The 16,850-nt window shown below is 68.9% G+C and carries 19 protein-coding genes and 1 pseudogene; 8 read left to right on the top strand and 12 right to left on the bottom strand.

The features are described from left to right. Positions 1–501: IS6 family transposase (locus C464_RS17285; protein WP_080510400.1), on the top strand; the 501-nt coding region annotated here is incomplete at its 5' end. Between the two features lie 164 nt (positions 502–665). Here C464_RS17285 and lwrS read toward each other — a convergent pair. Next, positions 666–1,049 carry an LWR-salt protein gene (gene lwrS, locus C464_RS05040; protein ID WP_006112506.1) on the bottom strand — a complete coding sequence of 128 codons (384 nt, stop codon included), beginning with the start codon at positions 1,047–1,049 and terminating at the stop codon, positions 666–668. A gap of 61 nt (positions 1,050–1,110) precedes the next feature. Here lwrS and uppS point away from each other — a divergent pair, with 61 nt between their 5' ends. Further along, a complete protein-coding gene (uppS, locus tag C464_RS05035; RefSeq protein ID WP_006112505.1) occupies positions 1,111–2,106 on the top strand; it encodes a polyprenyl diphosphate synthase in 996 nt (331 codons plus the stop codon). Here uppS and C464_RS05030 read toward each other — a convergent pair. The 3 genes from C464_RS05030 to C464_RS05020 form a co-directional block, all read right to left on the bottom strand. Further along, entirely contained in the window at positions 2,103–3,203 is a 1,101-nt protein-coding gene (locus C464_RS05030) for a DUF2891 domain-containing protein (RefSeq protein WP_006112504.1), read from the bottom strand. The two genes, uppS and C464_RS05030, sit on opposite strands and share 4 nt — an antisense overlap. A gap of 111 nt (positions 3,204–3,314) precedes the next feature. Next, entirely contained in the window at positions 3,315–3,773 is a 459-nt protein-coding gene (locus C464_RS05025; protein WP_006112503.1) for an NOB1 family endonuclease, read from the bottom strand. Then, positions 3,773–4,018 (bottom strand): PRC-barrel domain-containing protein, encoded by a 246-nt coding sequence (locus C464_RS05020; RefSeq protein WP_006112502.1) that lies wholly within the window; start codon positions 4,016–4,018, stop codon positions 3,773–3,775. The genes C464_RS05025 and C464_RS05020 overlap by 1 nt, the downstream gene beginning before the upstream one ends. A gap of 157 nt (positions 4,019–4,175) precedes the next feature. Between C464_RS05020 and infB the strand changes: the two genes are divergently transcribed. Next, positions 4,176–5,969: a translation initiation factor IF-2 gene (gene infB, locus C464_RS05015; RefSeq protein WP_006112501.1), complete on the top strand. Its 1,794-nt coding sequence runs from the start codon at positions 4,176–4,178 to the stop codon at positions 5,967–5,969. Between the two features lie 234 nt (positions 5,970–6,203). On the opposite strand, the gene C464_RS18380 is transcribed toward infB, so the two are convergent. Then, a complete protein-coding gene (locus tag C464_RS18380) occupies positions 6,204–6,686 on the bottom strand; it encodes a hypothetical protein (RefSeq protein ID WP_152420883.1) in 483 nt (160 codons plus the stop codon). Positions 6,687–6,825: 139 nt separating this feature from the next. After that, entirely contained in the window at positions 6,826–7,077 is a 252-nt protein-coding gene (locus C464_RS18375) for a hypothetical protein (RefSeq protein ID WP_152420882.1), read from the bottom strand. 24 nt (positions 7,078–7,101) lie between these two features. Here C464_RS18375 and C464_RS05010 point away from each other — a divergent pair, with 24 nt between their 5' ends. After that, a complete protein-coding gene (locus tag C464_RS05010; RefSeq protein ID WP_049910852.1) occupies positions 7,102–7,428 on the top strand; it encodes a hypothetical protein in 327 nt (108 codons plus the stop codon). 23 nt (positions 7,429–7,451) lie between these two features. On the opposite strand, the gene C464_RS05005 is transcribed toward C464_RS05010, so the two are convergent. From C464_RS05005 to C464_RS04995, 3 genes are all read right to left on the bottom strand, one after another. Beyond that, complete coding sequence (locus tag C464_RS05005; protein ID WP_049910848.1) at positions 7,452–8,009, bottom strand: hypothetical protein; 558 nt, start codon at positions 8,007–8,009, stop codon at positions 7,452–7,454. Between the two features lie 84 nt (positions 8,010–8,093). After that, positions 8,094–9,161: an mRNA surveillance protein pelota gene (locus tag C464_RS05000; RefSeq protein WP_006112497.1), complete on the bottom strand. Its 1,068-nt coding sequence runs from the start codon at positions 9,159–9,161 to the stop codon at positions 8,094–8,096. Positions 9,162–9,186: 25 nt separating this feature from the next. Beyond that, entirely contained in the window at positions 9,187–10,425 is a 1,239-nt protein-coding gene (locus C464_RS04995; protein ID WP_006112496.1) for a DUF4013 domain-containing protein, read from the bottom strand. A gap of 236 nt (positions 10,426–10,661) precedes the next feature. On the opposite strand from C464_RS04995, the gene C464_RS04990 reads away from it, so the two are divergent. The 4 genes from C464_RS04990 to C464_RS04975 all read left to right on the top strand — a co-directional run bounded on the left by C464_RS04990 (position 10,662) and on the right by C464_RS04975 (position 13,226). Beyond that, a complete protein-coding gene (locus tag C464_RS04990; protein WP_006112495.1) occupies positions 10,662–11,084 on the top strand; it encodes a hypothetical protein in 423 nt (140 codons plus the stop codon). Further along, entirely contained in the window at positions 11,081–12,016 is a 936-nt protein-coding gene (locus C464_RS04985) for an alpha/beta hydrolase (RefSeq protein ID WP_006112494.1), read from the top strand. Before C464_RS04990 ends, C464_RS04985 begins: the two co-directional genes overlap by 4 nt. Before the next feature lie 107 nt (positions 12,017–12,123). Next, entirely contained in the window at positions 12,124–12,435 is a 312-nt protein-coding gene (locus C464_RS04980) for an MTH1187 family thiamine-binding protein (protein ID WP_006112493.1), read from the top strand. 62 nt (positions 12,436–12,497) lie between these two features. Continuing rightward, a complete protein-coding gene (locus C464_RS04975) occupies positions 12,498–13,226 on the top strand; it encodes an SDR family NAD(P)-dependent oxidoreductase (protein ID WP_006112492.1) in 729 nt (242 codons plus the stop codon). A 36-nt stretch (positions 13,227–13,262) separates the two neighbouring features. Here the strand turns inward: C464_RS04975 and C464_RS04970 are convergent, their stop codons facing one another. The 3 genes and pseudogenes from C464_RS04970 to C464_RS04965 all read right to left on the bottom strand — a co-directional run bounded on the left by C464_RS04970 (position 13,263) and on the right by C464_RS04965 (position 16,843). After that, positions 13,263–15,893, bottom strand: a complete 2,631-nt coding sequence (locus C464_RS04970; protein WP_343122413.1) for an RtcB family protein — start codon at positions 15,891–15,893, stop codon at positions 13,263–13,265. Then, positions 15,894–16,202, bottom strand: a pseudogene (locus tag C464_RS19935) (RtcB family protein); the annotation flags it as partial. 98 nt (positions 16,203–16,300) lie between these two features. Next, complete coding sequence (locus C464_RS04965; protein ID WP_006112490.1) at positions 16,301–16,843, bottom strand: hypothetical protein; 543 nt, start codon at positions 16,841–16,843, stop codon at positions 16,301–16,303. Positions 16,844–16,850 lie beyond the last annotated feature (7 nt).

Genomic DNA, 16,850 nt, shown 5'->3' with positions numbered 1-16,850 from the left:
GTTTCGATTCTTGAAAGGTTGGGTGTCAATCGCCATCGAACCACTATCCATCGGTGGGTACAGAAAGCAGATTTACAGCCGACAGATGGTGCTGATCCGAATCACGTTGCGGTCGATGAAACTGTGATTCAGCTCAACTCTGAACAGTATTGGCTGTACGCTGCTGTCGATCCCGACACGAACCGACTGCTCCACGTGCGGCTTTATCCGACGAGAAACAGCGCTGTGTCCTCGATGTTTCTCTCAGAACTGCGTGAGAAACATCAGGTCGACGACGCGATCTTTCTCGTCGACGGTGCGCCGTGGTTACACGCGGCCTGCCATCGCCACGGGCTCCGATTCCAACACGTCACACATGGGAATCGGAATGCTGTCGAACGTGTCTTTCGTGAAGTAAAACGTCGAACGAACCAGTTCTCAAATACATTTAGCCACGCCGAACCAAGTACCGCCGAAAATTGGTTACAAGCGTTCGCCTTCGCATGGAATCAGCTTATCTAAACACTACCNTTTAGCCACGCCGAACCAAGTACCGCCGAAAATTGGTTACAAGCGTTCGCCTTCGCATGGAATCAGCTTATCTAAACACTACCCCGCGGGCGCACCGAGGCCGCCGCCGACCACCGGCGGAAAACCCCCCGATCGCCCGGCTCCGCGGCCTCGGTTCAGTCTCGGACGTGGACCGACGAGCCGAGGTACTTGCGGAGGACCTCGTCGACCGAGTCGGCGTTGAAACGGCTCAGGTCCGCGGCGATCTCGGCCTTCAGGGCGTCGAGGTACGCCCCGTCGGTGCGCAGCTCCCGGAAGTCGACGGCGGCGACCGCGACGCCCGGGGCGTCCGCGACGCCCAGCCGCTCCTCGGTCAGCCGGCGGAACGACGGCTCGTCGCCGACCTCGCCGCGCCACAGTCGGTCGCGGAAGAAGAGCCAGCCGCCGGTTCCGGGGTCGCTCGCGGGGATCTCCAGCGTCGTCTCGAACCGGTCGGGGTCGACGGCGGCGTCCGGCGGGTCGAGGCGGACGGCGACGCGGAAGACGTAGGCGGCCTCCATGAGTCGGCCGTCGGCGGATCGACCCATAAAGGTATACCGCTCGGGCCTGTGGTCTCGGTCAATGTGGAAACGACTCCGCGGTCTCGTCGGGCGCGCGTACCGGCGACACCTCCGCCGCGAGATAGACGACGTCCCCGACCACGTCGCCGTCATTCAGGACGGGAACCGGCGGTACGCCCGCGAGCGCGGCGACGACGCCCCCGAGGGCCACCGCGCCGGCGCGGATACCACCGAGCGCGTCCTCGACTGGTGCGCCGACCTCGGCGTCTCGGAGCTCACCCTCTACGCCTTCTCCACCGAGAACTTCGAGCGCCCCGACGAGGAGCTGGAACCGCTCTTCGACCTCTTAGAGCACAAGCTCCGGGAGTTCGCCGACGCCGACCGCGTCCACGAGCAGGGCGTCCGCGTCCGGGCCATCGGGGACGTGCCCAGACTCCCCCCGCGCGTCCGCGACGCGGTCGACTACGCGGAGCGGCGCACCGCCGGTAACGACCGCTTCACGCTCAACGTCGCGCTGGCGTACGGCGGCCGGACCGAGCTGCTCGACGCCGCACGCGCCATCGCTCGCGACGTCGACGACGGCGCGATGGCGCCCGGAGACGTCGACGTCGAGGCCGTCGAGTCGCGCCTGTACGACAAACCGATCCGCGACGTGGACCTGATCGTCCGGACCGGCGGCGACGAGCGGACCTCGAACTTCCTGCCGTGGCACGCGAACGGGAACGAGGCCGCCGTCTACTTCTGTGCGCCGTACTGGCCGGAGTTCTCCGAGGCCGACTTCCTGCGCGCCATCCGCACCTACGAGTCGCGCGAGGAGTCGTGGCAGCGCGCCCGGGCGGAGCGGGCCGCCGCGCTGGTGCGCGCGCTCGCCGAGGTGGAGTTCGCGGAGGCGCGCGCCGCCGCCGCCCGGCTCCGGGACCGCGTCCCGCGCCTCGACGGGAGCGACCTCTCCGAGGACGCCCTCGGCATCGCGGAGGGCGACTCGGCTCGGTCGGCCGACGACGACGCCGCCGCCCGGATCGAGGGCGACGCGCCCGAGTCGACGGGTGCCAACTAATCCGTTCCCGGCGCGATACCGTCCTCGTTCCGCGTCAGCAGGTACAGCGCGAACGACGAGAGCCAGTGCGACCCCGCGTAGTCGTCGGTGAGCACGTCCGCGGCCCCCGCCTCGGCGTGGCGGCGCGCGGCGTCTCCCAGCGGCTCGCGCAGCCGGGTCGCCGCGGGGCCGTCCCTCCCCGCGAGCGCGTCGGCGAGCCCCGCGAGACACCACGCCCGGGAGACGTTGAGGCCGATCAGGTGCATCTCGGCCCCGTCGCCCTCGTCCGGCTCCACGTCGACGGGCGACCGCAGCGCGTCGTGCGGCGGCGCGGTCAGGTCCGGGAGGAAGCCGTTGAGCCACGACGCGAACGGGTCCGGGTCGAGGACGCGGCGCATCAGGTCCGCCTCGGTCAGCGCCGGCGAGACGAAGTCCCAGCCGACCGGCTCCGCGCCGACGACCGCCGCGGTGTCGTCCGCGTAGAGCCGGCGAGCCGTCGCCTCGGCCTCGCGTTCGAGGTCGGCGTCGCCGACGACCCGGGCGTAGTCGAGCACGCCGGCGAGCGCGAACGCGGTGTTGCCGTGGGTGCCGACACGGTGGGGGCGGTCGATCCCGAGGAACGACTCGCGGGTGCCGCGCCGGACCCGGTCCTCGAGCGGGCGGAGCGTCTCGCGCCACGCGTCGGCGCGCGGGTCGTCCCAGAGGTCGAGCTCGGCGGCGAGCCGCAGCAACCACGACCAGCCGTACGGCTCCTCGAAGCCGGGGTTCTCGTCGAGGTACGCGACCTCGCTCGCGACGTGCTCGGGGGTCAGCCGCTCGTCGACGCCGGCCCCGATCGCGGCCCCGTCCGGGTGGTCCGGCGCCAGCCGCAGCGCGCGGACGAGCGCCCAGTGGCTGTGGACCGCCGAGTGCCAGTCGAAACAGCCGTAGAAGACCGGATGGCTCTCCGCGGGTCGCGGCGGCGCGCCCGGCTCCTCCACTCTCCCCTGATAGTGCGGGTACTCGGTCTCGACCCCGTCGAGCGGGTGGGCGGCCAGCGCCGTCGCGACCGCGTCGTCGAGCGCGTCCGCCCGCCCGGCGCGGAGGGCGTCCGGCGACAGCTCCTCGAAGGCCTTCATGTCGGGCGGTCGGCGGGACGCCTGTTCAATCGGTCGGTCGCGTGCGAACCGGTCGCATGCGGACCGGCCGCGTGACGGATCGGCTCGCGCCGCGCCGCTCCGGCGGCCCGCTCACGCCGGGTTCTTCCGCGTCAGGTCGCTGCCGCAGATCGGACACCGCTCCTTGTTCTCGTCGAAGGTGCGGTTACAGCCGACGCACTGGAAGCGCCACTCGCGCTCCTCGGTGATCCCCTCGCGCGCGATTGGTTCGACCGGGAGGTCGAGCCGCTCGGCGACGTTCTGTATCGCGTAGTCGTCGGTGACGAGCGTCCCGTGGAGCTCCAGCGCGGTCGCGATGAGCCGGATGTCGGTGTCCGACAGCTCCCCGGCGTCGCCGGACCCCTTCGCGGCGCGGCGGACCCGGTCGACCGCCTCTGGGGCCGGCACGTGGACCGTCATGCCGGAGCCCTCCATCGCGTCGAACCGGAGCGCGACCTCGCCGGTCAGCTCGTCGTGGACCGCCGGGATGGAGACCACGTCCTCGTCGGTCGTGTACTCGTGGATGAACGCGGACGAGTCGAGGACCTGCATCAGCGGGCGACGACGATGTAGTCTTTCACCGCCTGCACGTTCGCGACCGGTACTCGGAGCCGCCCCATGTCGTCGAACTCGAAGTCGACGCGCTCGGGTCTGAGCTGCTCGTGCGGACTGACGAGGAGGTGGTTTAACTCGCCCGAGTCGAGGTTCATCGTGATGTTGTACAGGTCCCCGAGTTCCGTTCCGTCGGCGCTCATCACCGCCTTCCCGGAGAGGTTCTCCGCGAGGATGTCGACCATACCCGCACGGTCCCGGGCAACGGTCTTAAACGCCACGGGCCGTCCGACGGGCGACGGACGCGACGGCCTCGCTCCCCGCGGCTCACGGCGGCGTTTTGAAAGGCTTAACTGACGGCCGGGACGAATAGTCGCTATAACCTTCTCGGGGCGATCACATATGACCGACCACACACACGCGGACACCCTGCGAACCCCCATCGTCGCCGTGCTGGGTCACGTCGACCACGGCAAGACGAGCCTGCTCGACACGATCCGCGGCTCCGCCGTCAGCGAGGGCGAGGCCGGCGCGATCACCCAACACATCGGGGCGACGGACATCCCGCTCGACACCATCTCCGGGATGGCCGGCGAGCTCATCGACCCGTCCGACTTCGACCTCCCCGGCCTCCTCTTCATCGACACGCCGGGACACCACTCCTTCTCGACGCTGCGCGCCCGCGGCGGCGCGCTCGCCGACATCGCGGTGCTCGTCGTCGACGTCAACGACGGCTTCCAGCCGCAGACGGAGGAGGCGATAGACATCCTCCGGCGGACCGGGACCCCCTTCGTCGTCGCGGCCAACAAGGTCGACACGACGCCGGGGTGGAACCCGCAGGACGGCGAGCCGATCCAGAAGAGCATGGACGCGCAGTCCGAGCGCGCGAAGTCGATGCTCGACGAGAACCTCTACGAGATCATCGGCCAGCTGTCCGACGCCGGCTTCTCGGCCGACCTCTACTGGCGCGTTCAGGACTTCCAGAAGAACATCGGCGTCGTCCCCCTGTCGGCGCTCACCGCCGAGGGCGTTCCCGACCTCCTCACCGTGCTGATGGGCCTGTCGCAGCGGTTCATGAAAGAGGAGATGGCCATCGACGTCACGGGCCCCGGCGAGGGGACCGTCCTCGAAGTGAAAGACGAGCGCGGCTTCGGCGCGACGGTCGACACCGTCGTCTACGACGGCGTGATCCGCAACGGCGACACGGTCGTCGTGGGCGGCCAGAACGAGCCGATCGTCACGGAGATCCGCGCGCTGCTCCGCCCACGCCCGCTCGCGGAGATCCGGACGGAGAAGCAGTTCGAGAAGGTCGGCGAGATCGGCGCGGCGGCCGGCGTGAAGATCGCCGCGCCCGACCTCGACGATGCGATGGCGGGCGCGCCGGTCCGGGTCGTCCGCGACCGCACCGTCGACCAGGTCGTCGAGGAGGTGAAGGCCGAGCTCGCCGAGATCGAGGTCGAGACCTCGGAGAACGGCGTCGTCGTCAAGGCCGACACGCTCGGCTCGCTGGAGGCGATGGCGAACGCCCTCCGCGAGGCGGAGGTCCCCATCCTGCGCGCCGAGGTGGGCGACATCGCGCCGCGCGACATCGCGGTGGCGGAGACCGCGAACCAGGACGAACACAAGGCGATCCTCGGGTTCAACGTCGACCTCCTCAAGAACGCGGAGTCGGACCTCGAAAACGCCGACGTGAAGCTGTTCAAGAACGAGGTCATCTACCAACTGGTCGAGGACTACGAGCGCTACGTGGAGGAGAAGCAGCGCGCGCAACAGGAGACGGTGCTGGACAAGGTGGTCCGACCCGCTCGCTTCCGCATCCTCCCCGACCACACGTTCCGGCAGAACGACCCCGCGGTCGTCGGCGTCGAGGTCATCTCCGGCACGCTCCAGAACAACCGCAACGTCGGCTACTTCGAGGGCAACGAGTTCGAGCGCGTCGGCGACCTCTCCGGGATCCAAAAACAGGGCGACGACGTCGACGAGGCGCGCGCCGGCGAGCGCGTCAGCATCGCCATCGACGGACCGACCGTCGGCCGCGACATCGAGGAGGGCGACACGCTCTGGACCGAGGTGCCCGAGAAGCACGCGAAGATCCTCGAACAGGAGTTGAAAGAGGAGATCACCGCCGACGAGCGCGAGGCGCTCCAGGGCTACCTCGAAACGCGCCGGAAGCGCGACCCCTTCTGGGGGAAGTAGGCATTTGGTGTAAACAAACGACTACACAAATTTTGGACCTTTATTAGACGGGCGGGTTCGCACCTGTCTGTTTATTCAACCAGTCTGATAGGCAGCCTATTCTCTATTTTTCGCCCGTCACTCAAACCGACGGACACCACGCAAAGGTCCCGTCAAGATTACACAACGGGCGGGTCCCTATTCGCGTGGTGGTAGGGGTGGAATTGCGCGGGCGACGTAGGCCAAATAAATTGATTAAATAAATCGCGCCACTATTTGGAACAGAAATCCGAGACTCAATAGTAGAAAGCCACTTGCGCGAATAATAGCTTGCTCTCGGTCGAGAAGTGGTCGGATTTGTTTTCTTACTACACGATAGTCAACATCAGCCCCCAAGTCCTTACCTAAGGCCACTTGCTTCGACTCATCCTCGGGGTCGGTGAATAAAAACACAGATTCATATCCATATCTTGACGCAGTGGATTGACCAACTCTGAAAGCCCATACATCGGATGGAAAATCAACGCCGTATTTCGTCTCAAGTAACTCCTTGAGGTGTGAGTATCCTATTTCCCCTTGTTGAATCCCTGTACTCTCCATTTTTTCAAGTCCCTTCCGTATGACTGCCGACTCAAGAACAAGTCTCAGTCTTGGGACGTCGGGAAGGGCAATGACTGCGGCGCCAACAATATCAAGCCCTAATCCACCTGTGGCAAGAATGTTAGCGAGGTTTAGCACATAAAACGGGTTTCTTCCGAACTACATCAATTCAACGACAAATCTTAACTTGTCGAATAATACTAACGCCAGCAAAACCCTCCGCTCTCTCCAAGTCGGTGTAACCAACTACTACCGAGTTGACAATTTCAATCCCTTTCTATGTCTCTCGGCTATAATTATGTCCCACTAGCGGAGAGCGGGAGAAATCCTGTTCATGACGGTCGGGCTGGTGATGGCGTACGGCGGTCGCGTCGCGACGGATCTGAGCGACACCGCGCTGATCGGCGTCCTGCTCTTCGTCGGCGTCGCCGCACCGCAGCTGGTCGTCGGCTACCTCGTATCCGGAGAACTCGGACTGACGCCGGCCCGTCCTCCCGAGCGCGGCCGCCGACCGCGTGTCGCCGTTCATGTGTGTCGAACCCGTAGCGGGGGTATGGAGACCACCGTGACCGAACACGACGGCGCGATCCTCGCGCGGCTCGAAAGCGACGACCGGGTGTTCGAGGTGCGCTTCGACGCGCTCGAACCGACCGACGTGACGCTGCGCTTCCTCCGCGACGGCGACCGCGTCGGAAGCGTCTACAACGACGACGGGACGCAGCGAACGATGGCGCGGCTGACGACGGCGCGGGAGGGGACCGACTTCATCGGCGTCGAGGTCCCGAAGGAGTTCGTCGCCGAGGTCCTCGACACGGCGCTCGAAACGGGGCGCGTCACCGACGAGACCGCCGCCGAGGGGTACCGGCTCCGCGTGCTCTGAGGCGACGCGTCACGCCCCCGGACTCACGCGTAGAGCAGGATCAACACGGCGACGAACACCAGTTCCCCGCCGACGAGCAGCCCCGCGAGCAGCCACGCTCGATAGGTCCACAGCCAGTTCTGAGCGGCCGCGAGCCGGCCCGCACCGTCCGACTCGGCGCGGTACGCGGCGTCGACCTCCCAGCCGGTCTCGGGGTCGTACGTGGCGGGCACGCGGGCCCCGACCAGCTCGTCGACGTCGAGCGGCGAGACCCCCGCGGCCTCTAAGAACTCGAGGAAGGCCTCGGACTCCCGAAGCGAGCCGTCGCGGGGGGCGTCGAACCGCTCGGTGTGGGTGGCGTCGCCGTGCGGCGGGCGCATCTCGACGGCGACGCGGTCGCCGACGGAGCGCACCCGGGTGACGATCAGCGCGTTCTCCTCGTCGTTGAGGTACGCCTCGCGCAGGCGGCGTTTCACCTCCTCGTCGACGCCCGCGTCGTCGAGGTCGTCGGGGAGCGGATCGGCGCCGCCTGCGGCGTCGTCGGTCGTCGCCGACGACTCGGCCGCGGTCGTCTCGCCGCCGTCCCCGGATCGGTCCGCCATCGATCCGACGTTGACGGCGCGCTCGGATAAGCACACGGCCGCCGGTCGCCCCGGGCCGACCGCCGCTCGCCCCGAACCGGACCCCTACTGGAGCCGGTAGCGCAGGATCGCGCCGATGCCGCCGAGGTTCGACAGCTGTTCGCCGGGCGCGAACTCCGAGGAGAAGACGACCACGTCGCCGCCCTGCCGCTCGACCGACTCGATCACCTCGTTGACGTCGATACTCCAGTCGCCGTCGCCCTGTCGCTCGGTGCGGAGTCGCTCGTCGACGACGAGCAGCGTCTCGACCGCGCCGAACTCGGCGGCCTCGGCGGTGTTGTCCGGGCCGTACGTCGCCTTCGCGCCCGTCGCGATGTTCTCGGTCAGTTCGTCGATGAGGCTCGCCTCCTTCGAGATGCGGGTCTCCTTTTGTACCTCGTCGACCGCGCCGCGCTTGAGCACCTCGTGGACGCCGCGGTCGCCGGCGGCGGAGGTGTCGACGGTGGTGATCCGGTCGGAGAGGTCGCGGTACTCCTCGTCGATGTAGTCGCGCGCGTCGCTCTTCGTGAACCCCGGTCCGGCGAGGATCACGGCGTCGGCGTCGAGGTGCGCGAGCGCCTCGCCCAGCTCCGCGAACAGCTCCTCGCGGGGGCGCGAGAACTCGCCTTTCCCGGTCGGCTTCGTGAACGAGGCGTACTCCTCGGTCCCGTACTGCTGGACCGTGTGGACGTACGCCGCGCCCTCCTCGACGGTCGCGATGGCCACGTCGGGGTTCTCGGCCGCCTCGGTCGCCTCCTCTAACCGCTCGGTCTGGTCCGGCTTGAAGTGCTTCTCGACGGTTATCTCGTCGTGCTCCTCGACGTTGAGCGTGTGGTGGGCGTTGAGCTGGTCCTCCCGCGAGCAGCCGACGATGACCCCCGAGACGCGGAGCCGGTTGGCGAACCGCGCGAACTCGACGTCCTCCACTTGGAGGGTGACGAAGATGTGCTCGCGCTGGCCGCCGGTGTCCCGCATCTGGTCGTCGTTCCGCTGGATCCGTCGGGTGGTGTCGCCCTCGACGAGGTCCCCGGGTTCGAGGACGTACGCGAGGTGCCAGAGGTCGTCCACGTTCTCGGGGACCAGCGTGAGCCGTTCCCGGCCCTCCTCGCCGTACCCCCGCTCGGAGATGCGCATGCCCGAGCGTTCGCTCGGGACCGTATCAACCCTTGTCTTCCGCCTCGTCGAGAGTCGGGCCCCACTCGAAGCCGTCGTCCCGAGCAGCGGCGTCCGGCTTCGGGTCGGCGGTCGCGTCGTCAGTGTCGTTCACGTCGTCAGCCCTGGCCGTGTCGGCCGCGTCGCCGACGTCGCTCGCGTCGCCTTCGACGTCGCCGCCCCCGCCGTCGACCGGCACGGCCCGCCCGACCTGAACCGCGGCCGGCGGCTCGCTCCGCATCGGTCGCCCGCCGTCGCCCGAGACGAGCCGAACCGGCGGTCCGTCGGGCGCGCGGTCGCCCTCAACAGTCGCCGCGCCGCGAGCCGTCCTGCCGCGGCTCGCGTCCGCGCGGTGAGCCGCGTCCGCGCCGCGAGCCGCGCCCGCGACGCCGGTCGCCCGGCCGCCGGGGCGCGTGGTGGCGGCGCGCGTGTCGGCGCGAGCAGCGCCGACGGCCGGCCCCGTCTCGCCCCGGTCCTCCGACCCCTCGGCCATGGCGCGGGCCGCTCCCCGCCCGTAGAGGCCGTGAGCGACGACGCGGACCAGGAAGGCGAGCGCGACCCCGACGACCAGCGGCGCGGTGGGGACAGCGACGGCGTACCCGACGGCGAGCGCGCCGACGCCGAGCGTCCACGCCGTGGCGTACGGGCCCGTCGCGGCGACGTCCGCCACCGTGCGCGGGTTCAGTCCGTCCCTGAGCCGTCCGGACGCGGCGAACGCGGCGAGCGCCGCCGGGCGGACGTACGCGAACGCGAGGAGGTACGCCCCCGCGAAGGCCACGCCGACGCCGGCGGCGGCGACCGCGACGGCGGTCGGCCCGCTCGGCCCGAGCGCCGACTCGACCGCCGCCGCGGTCGCTCCCGGGTCGACCGGTCCGGCGACGAGCGCGGCGACGACGCCGCTCGCGACCGCGAAGCCGCCCGCGAGCGGCGCGAGCAGCGCCGCGGACAGCGCCGCGGACTTGACCCCGTCCCGGACCAGCTCTCCCCAGGCGACGAGCGACGGCGCGCCGCCCGCGTCCCCGGACTGGATCGCGCTGCGCGTCACCCGGACGAAGTAGCCGCGCGCGACGAGCGACGGCGCGAGCGCGACGGGGGCTGCGACCGCGACGGCCGGGGTGACGAAGAGGACGCCGAGCAGCCACAGCGGCGTCAGGACCCACGCGAGCAGAGTCACTGCGCCGCCGACGAGGACGACGCCGGCGGTGTCGTCTGTTTGCGCCAGCGCCGTCGCGGCCGCAGTGAGCATATACGCTCGTGTACGGACGGAAGCAGCATAAATGATGGCCGGCCCGAGCGTTTATGTCACTCCGCGGATTATCGTCAGTCGGCCGCGCGGGATGATCGTGTGCCTCTGACAACCTATCTGCGGTCGCCGCTCGGCGACCGCACCCCGTCCGCGGCTTTCGCCGGATCGTCACTCGCCCAGTGACGACTCCGCCGCGTGCCGGTATCGATTTATCCCGTCCCGCCGACGGATCGCGTATGACCGGCGACGAGCGGACGGCGGACGTGGAGCCGGCGCTCCGCAGCTACGGCGTCAGCGTCGAATCGATCGACGGGGACGACCCGCTGGATCTGACGTACATGACCGCGTTCCCCGGCCGCGAGATCCACCGCGGCGAGATCGGACGCGCGCTCAACGCGCTCATCGACCGCGCGGAGGCCGACGAGTGGGACCCCGTCCGCGTCGAGGGCACCGTCGTGCGCTCCCCCGGCGACGTCCTCGGCACGTGGCACGCCGAGGCCGAGTGGTTCGAGGAACTCATCCGCTACGAGATATCCGAGACCGAGTTCTCGAGCCGGGTGCTGGAGACCGTCACCCACGAGGCGGACGCGGGAGCCGACCCGGGTGACTCCCCCGACGACGCGACCGCCGGCGAGACCGAACCGGAGGGCGACCGGTGACCCGCCGGAACCCCGTCAACCGGGCGCAGCGTCGCCTCGCGCGGCCGGCCCGCGAGCGGTTCGCCACCCGCGCGGTCGCGTTCGACGTCGACGGCGCGACCTGTCGCGGCACGCTGTACCTCCCCGGCGGCGACGCCGCCGACCCCCCGGTCGTCGTGATGGCTCCGGGGCTCGGCGCGGAGCGGACCTTCGGCTACCCCGCCGTCGCGGAGCGGTTCGCCGACGCGGGGTACGCCGCCCTCCTTTTCGACCACCCGGAGTTCGGCGACTCGGACGGCGACTCGCAGACGGTGGACCTCGCCCGCCAGCGCGCGGCGTACGAGAGCGCCATCGACCGCGCGGGCCGCGTCGACGACGCGGGCGACGACCTCGTCCTGTGGGGCGCGTCGCTGTCGGCCGCGCACGTGCTCTCCCTCGCCGCGGAGCGCCGCGACGTGGACGCCGTCGTCGGCGTGGTCCCGATGCTCGACGGGCGCGCGATCGCGACGCGACGCGGCGGTCGGTACCTCGTCCGCGCCGGCGCGGCGGGGCTCCGCGACCTGATCGGTCACCGAGTCGGTCGCGGTCGGACCGTCCCCGTCGTGGGCGGGACGGAGGAGTGCGCGGCGATCACCGAGCCGGGGACGAAGCGCAAGTACATCGACCTCGTCGCCCGCGAGTCGGCGTGGCGCAACGAGACGCCCGCGCGCTCGCTGTTGGGGCTCGTCGGCTACCGGCCGGTGACGCGGCTCGACGAGATCGACGCGCCGACCCTGCTGCTCGCGGGGACCGACGACGGCATCGTCGACGCCGAGTCGGTCGCCGACGCCGGCGAGCGCCTCTCGCGCGGGACGGTCGTCACGATGCCCGCGGACCACTTCTCGGTGCTCGGCGACGACTTCGAGGGCGCGATCGGCCACCAGCTCTCCTTCCTCCGCGACGCGCTGGAGTAACTCGCCGCGGCGACGCTTCCGCTCGCGGGCCGACGGGGCGCGGGTCGCCCGCTCCGGGCCGGTCGCTCGCGCGACCCGTTAAGTGCGCCCGCGCCCCACTCGGGAGCATGACAGCCATCGCGATGTTGAGCGTCGCCCCGGTGATCGAAGAGAGCATGTCCGCGGAGGTGGCGAAGGCCGTCGCCGTGCTCGACGACTTCGACGTGAGCTACGAGACGAACCCGATGGGGACCGTCGTCGAGGCCGACGACGCCGAGACGCTGTTCGCGGCCGCGGCGGCCGCCCACGACGCGGTCGACGGCGACCGCGTCTCGACGGTGTTGAAGATCGACGACAAGCGGACGAGCGACGAGACCGCGGCGCGGAAGGTCGACGCCGTCGAGGACCACCTCGGCCGCGAGGCGAAGCGGGAGCGTTGAACCGAAATCGTCCGCGGGGAGTATTCGTCAGTGATATTAGTAAGTAATAACATGTCTCGCACATGGCAGTCCTAGTCACCGGCAGTAGCCGCGGAGTCGGGCGAGAGATCGCCGTCGAACTGGCCGATCGCGGCGTCGTCGTCAACTACCGTGAGGACGAACGAGGTGCCGCGGAGACGGCGGACGCGGTCCGGGCGGCGGGCGGCGACGCCGTCACGGTGCGGGCCGACGTCTCGGACGCCGGCGACGCGGAGCGGCTCGTGGCGGAGGCGACGGACGCGTTCGACGGTCTCGACGCCGTCGTCAACAACGCGGGAATCGTGCGACCGCACCGCCTCGAAGAGACGACCGATGAGGCGTGGGACTCCGTGATCGACACCAACCTCTCCGGGGCGTTCCGCGTCACCCGCGCGGCGGCCCCGCACCTTCGCGAGGCGGGCGGGGACGTCGTCTTCGTCTCCAGCGTCGGTGGGACGCTCGGGACGGTCGACGCCGGCTACGCCGCGAGCAAGGCCGGACTCCACGGCCTGACGCGGGCGCTCGCCCGAGAGCTGGGTCCCGACGGCGTTCAGATCAACGCCGTCGCCCCGGGTCCGGTGGAGACGGAGATGAACGACGAGATCGTCGCGTACCTCGAATCGATCGAGTTCCGCGGGCACGAGAACGTCGACACCCACCTCCCCGAGTACGCCTGCGAACCGTCGGCCGTGGCCGACACGGTCGCGTACCTGCTCGACAACGAGTACGTCCACGGCGAGGTGCTGTCGGTCGACGGCGGGATGGGACTGTAGCACTTCGGCGACGGTTCCGTCCGGCCGGCCGCGGGCTCACCCCTTGATGTTACAGACGGGGAAGGTGCGGGCGACCTTGTCGCCGATGCCGAGCTCGTCGCTCACGCGGATCACCTCGTCGATGTCCTTGTAGACGCCGGGGGCCTCCTCCGCGATGGTGGCCCCGGACTGCGCCTTCACGTAGATCTGCTGGCCGTCTTCGAGGTCGTCTCGGACGTCGCCGCCCCAGAACTCCTGTTTCGCCTGCGTGCGGCTCATCAGCCGCCCCGCGCCGTGGGCGGTCGAGCCGAATGAGACGCCCATCGACTCGTCGCCCCCGCGCAGGACGTACGACCCCGCGCCCATGCTGCCGGGGATGATGACAGGCTGGCCGACCTCGCGGTACGTCTCCGGCACGTCCTCGTTACCGGCCGGGAACGCTCGCGTCGCGCCCTTCCGGTGGACGTACAGCTCGCGCTCGGCGCGGTCGACGGCCGCGTCGCCGACGGCGGGGCGGCCCTCGGCGTCGACGCCGACCTCGTGGGTCTCCTTCTTCGCGATGTTGTGTGCCACGTCGTACAGCAGCTCCATCCCGAGGTCGTCGATCGGGTCGGCGTCGAACACCTCGCCGAACGTCTCGCGGACCTGGTGGGTGATCAGCTGGCGGTTCACCCACGCGAAGTTGATGCACGCGCCCATCGCGCCGTAGTACTCCTCGGCCAGCTCGGAGCCGGCGGGCGCGGCCGCGAGCTCCTTGTCGGGCAGGTCGGCGAGCAGGTCGCCGTGTTCCTTCTCGATCCGGCGGAGGTAGTCGTTACAGGTCTGGTGGCCGAGCCCGCGGCTCCCGCAGTGGATCAGGACGACGATGCCGTCCTCTTCGAGCCCGTACGCCTCGGCCACGTCCCCGCGGAACACGTCGGTGACGCGCTGGACTTCGAGGAAGTGGTTGCCGGAGCCGAGCGATCCCATCTGGTTGCGCCCGCGGTCCATCGCCTTCTGGGAGACGTGCTCCGGACGCGCGTCGGGGCGACGCCCCTCGTCCTCGCAGTGCGCGAGGTCGCTCTCGATCCCGTACCCCGCCTCGACCGCCCACTCGACGCCGCGTTCGAGCGCGCCCTCGACGGCGTCCGCGGTTCCCTTGACGACGCCGCCGCCGCCGAGCCCGGAGGGAACCGCCTCGAACAGCGCGTCGACCAGTTCCTCCTCCCGGCCGCGCACGTCGTCGTAGGTGAGGTTCGTCCGCACCATCCGGACGCCGCAATTCGAAACGACGAACCCGTTCGCGAGAAACGTGTGGGCGTCGTGTGTCACGCCGAGATCGTACACCGGTTTCGACCCCGCGTCGCGGATACGCTCGACTTCGACGGCGACGGCACCGTCCGGTCGGACGGTAAGTTCGGAACGATACTCGTCGAATCCGGGGAACTCATCACCGGGGCGCGGGCGACCTTCGCGCCCGCTCCAGACGCTCCGTTCGAGGAACCGGTCGTTGATATCGAACCGCTCCACGAGGTCCGAGACGTCACAGCCGCCGTCTGCGAGTGCCTTCGCCTCTGAGGCTATCGCTTCCCGTCGCTCGATTTCCTGCTCTTTGGCTCGCAGATACTGGACGGCTTCCATCGCGCTGCGCTGCTTTTCGGGGTGATACCGATAGCCGACGCGACCGAAGAACCGAATTAGGTTCTTTGAGTCGTTTTTTACGCCCAACCGGAGCCGGACCGTCGGAGCCGAACTGTTCGTGTCCGTCTCGAACGATTCGATGTCGTTCGTCCGGATACCGACTCGATCGAGGAACGCGGCCATGTCCTCCAGAAACGCCCTCCCCGATGCTTCGGTGTCCAGTGTTCGCGTCTGTGAAACCTTCGGACAGTAGAGGTTCTTGTCGTGTTGTGTCGCTGGGGCGTTCATTTCGGCGCCGAAATACGTCGAGTAGAAGAGCGCCTGCTGCCAGTCAGGGAGTCGATCGAGATAGTCTGGTGTCGTGAATCCCGACGATACTTTTGCTCCCTCCGTGACCCCGAGTTCGACAAACACGCGTCGAAGCGCCTTAGAGGTTGTTTTGAAGCTGTACTCCGTTCGCTCGAAGTTGTTCCCGTCGATGTCGTGTGACCGATCGCGTTCGTATATTTTTGACGGCTTGAACCCGATGGCACGGACATCGTCTCGTATCTCCTCCAGCTCCTCGGGAGACCCGTAGAACCACGTCTGCCCCTTGCCACCGTAGGACCCGTCACCGAGGAGGAAGCCGACAATTTTGAGTAGTCGGTTGAATATCTCGTCCGTTGAGCGGAGCGGGAGCAGCCCCCGTTCTTCTAAAACCCGACGTAGCTGGGGGTTCGCATCTTCGAAATCCGCTGATGAGAGAACGGTGAAGTCCTCAGGGGCCTCGTGTTCGAGTCCCTTGAATGGGTGGACGTACACCTCGTCGCCCGCGTCGAGGTCGTCAACGGTGACCATCCCGTCTGGAGTCTCAAATCGATGGTCACCGGTCGCCTCGATTTGATGACCAGTCGACGTTTCGAGTTCGTATACCGGCTTCGACCCTGATTCGGTGAACAACTGAATTTCCGACGTCAGTAGGTCATCACCGGTCGCGACGGTCGCACGCTCGTCCTCGAATCGGTCCCGAAGCGTTTCCAGCGGGGCTCGACGACCGAACGAGAGTCGAACGTCGGTGTCGCCCGGCAAGCAGTTGATGTCGTAGCCGACCGCTCCGGGAGAGATACAGCCGTTCTCGGCGTCGATCGCGCCGACACCGCCGACGGGGAAGCCGTACCCCTGGTGGCCGTCGGGCATACAGAGCGCGGGCTCGACCATCCCGGGCAGGTGGGTGGCGTTCTTCAGCTGCCGGAGCGAGTCGTCGTCGCCGATCTCCTCGAGGAGCGACTCGCTGGCGAGGACGCGCGCGGGGACGTTCATCTCGCCCTCGCGGGGGATCTCCCAGACGTGCTCGCGCACCTTCTCCAGCCGGATCCCGTCGAACTCACGCGTGGTCATACCCGGCGTTCGACGCGGGGAGGCAAGGGCGTTGCGTCAGCGGGCGGCGCCGCGGGCGGGTCCGTCGATGTCGACGCCGGCCGCCCAACTGCGACCGCTCACTGGTCGAGCGGGTCGATCGGGAGCCAGCCGATCGCCCCCTCGGCGAGCGTGAACGCGGCGAAGACCCGACCGAGGACGAGCCCGTACAGCAGGTGCGCCACCGCGATGACCGCGCCGAACTCGAAGCTGGCCGTCAGTCCCGGCACCGGGAGCGTCGGCACCGGCAGCGCGGTGGCCCCCTCGATCGCGATCGCGGCCGGCAACAGCAGCCCCCCGGTGAGCACCCCGAGCAGCGCGGAGTGGACGACGCCGAGCGAGAGGCACCCGCCGACGTCCCCGCGTAGCTCCGCGAAGAAGGGCCGATCGAAGACCGCCACGAACAGCGCGCCGAACAGGGTGCTGTTGAACAGGTGGACGGCCCAGCCGCCGAGGACCGTCTCGACGCCGACCAGCGCGCCGATCGTCGGCATGAGCCCGAGTCCGAAGTGTAACACGCCGCCCATCGCCGCGCCGGCGACGAGTCCGCCGACGGCTCCCGCGCGCCACCGCCGCTGCGCGACCGGCGGACCGCTCCCGTCGCTCCGCTCTGTGTGTGACATACGTTAT

This window comes from Halorubrum coriense DSM 10284, from assembly GCF_000337035.1.
Lineage (GTDB): Archaea > Halobacteriota > Halobacteria > Halobacteriales > Haloferacaceae > Halorubrum > Halorubrum coriense.
Note: the sequence above shows the minus strand (reverse complement) of the source record. Positions and strands in the feature narration are given on the sequence as shown.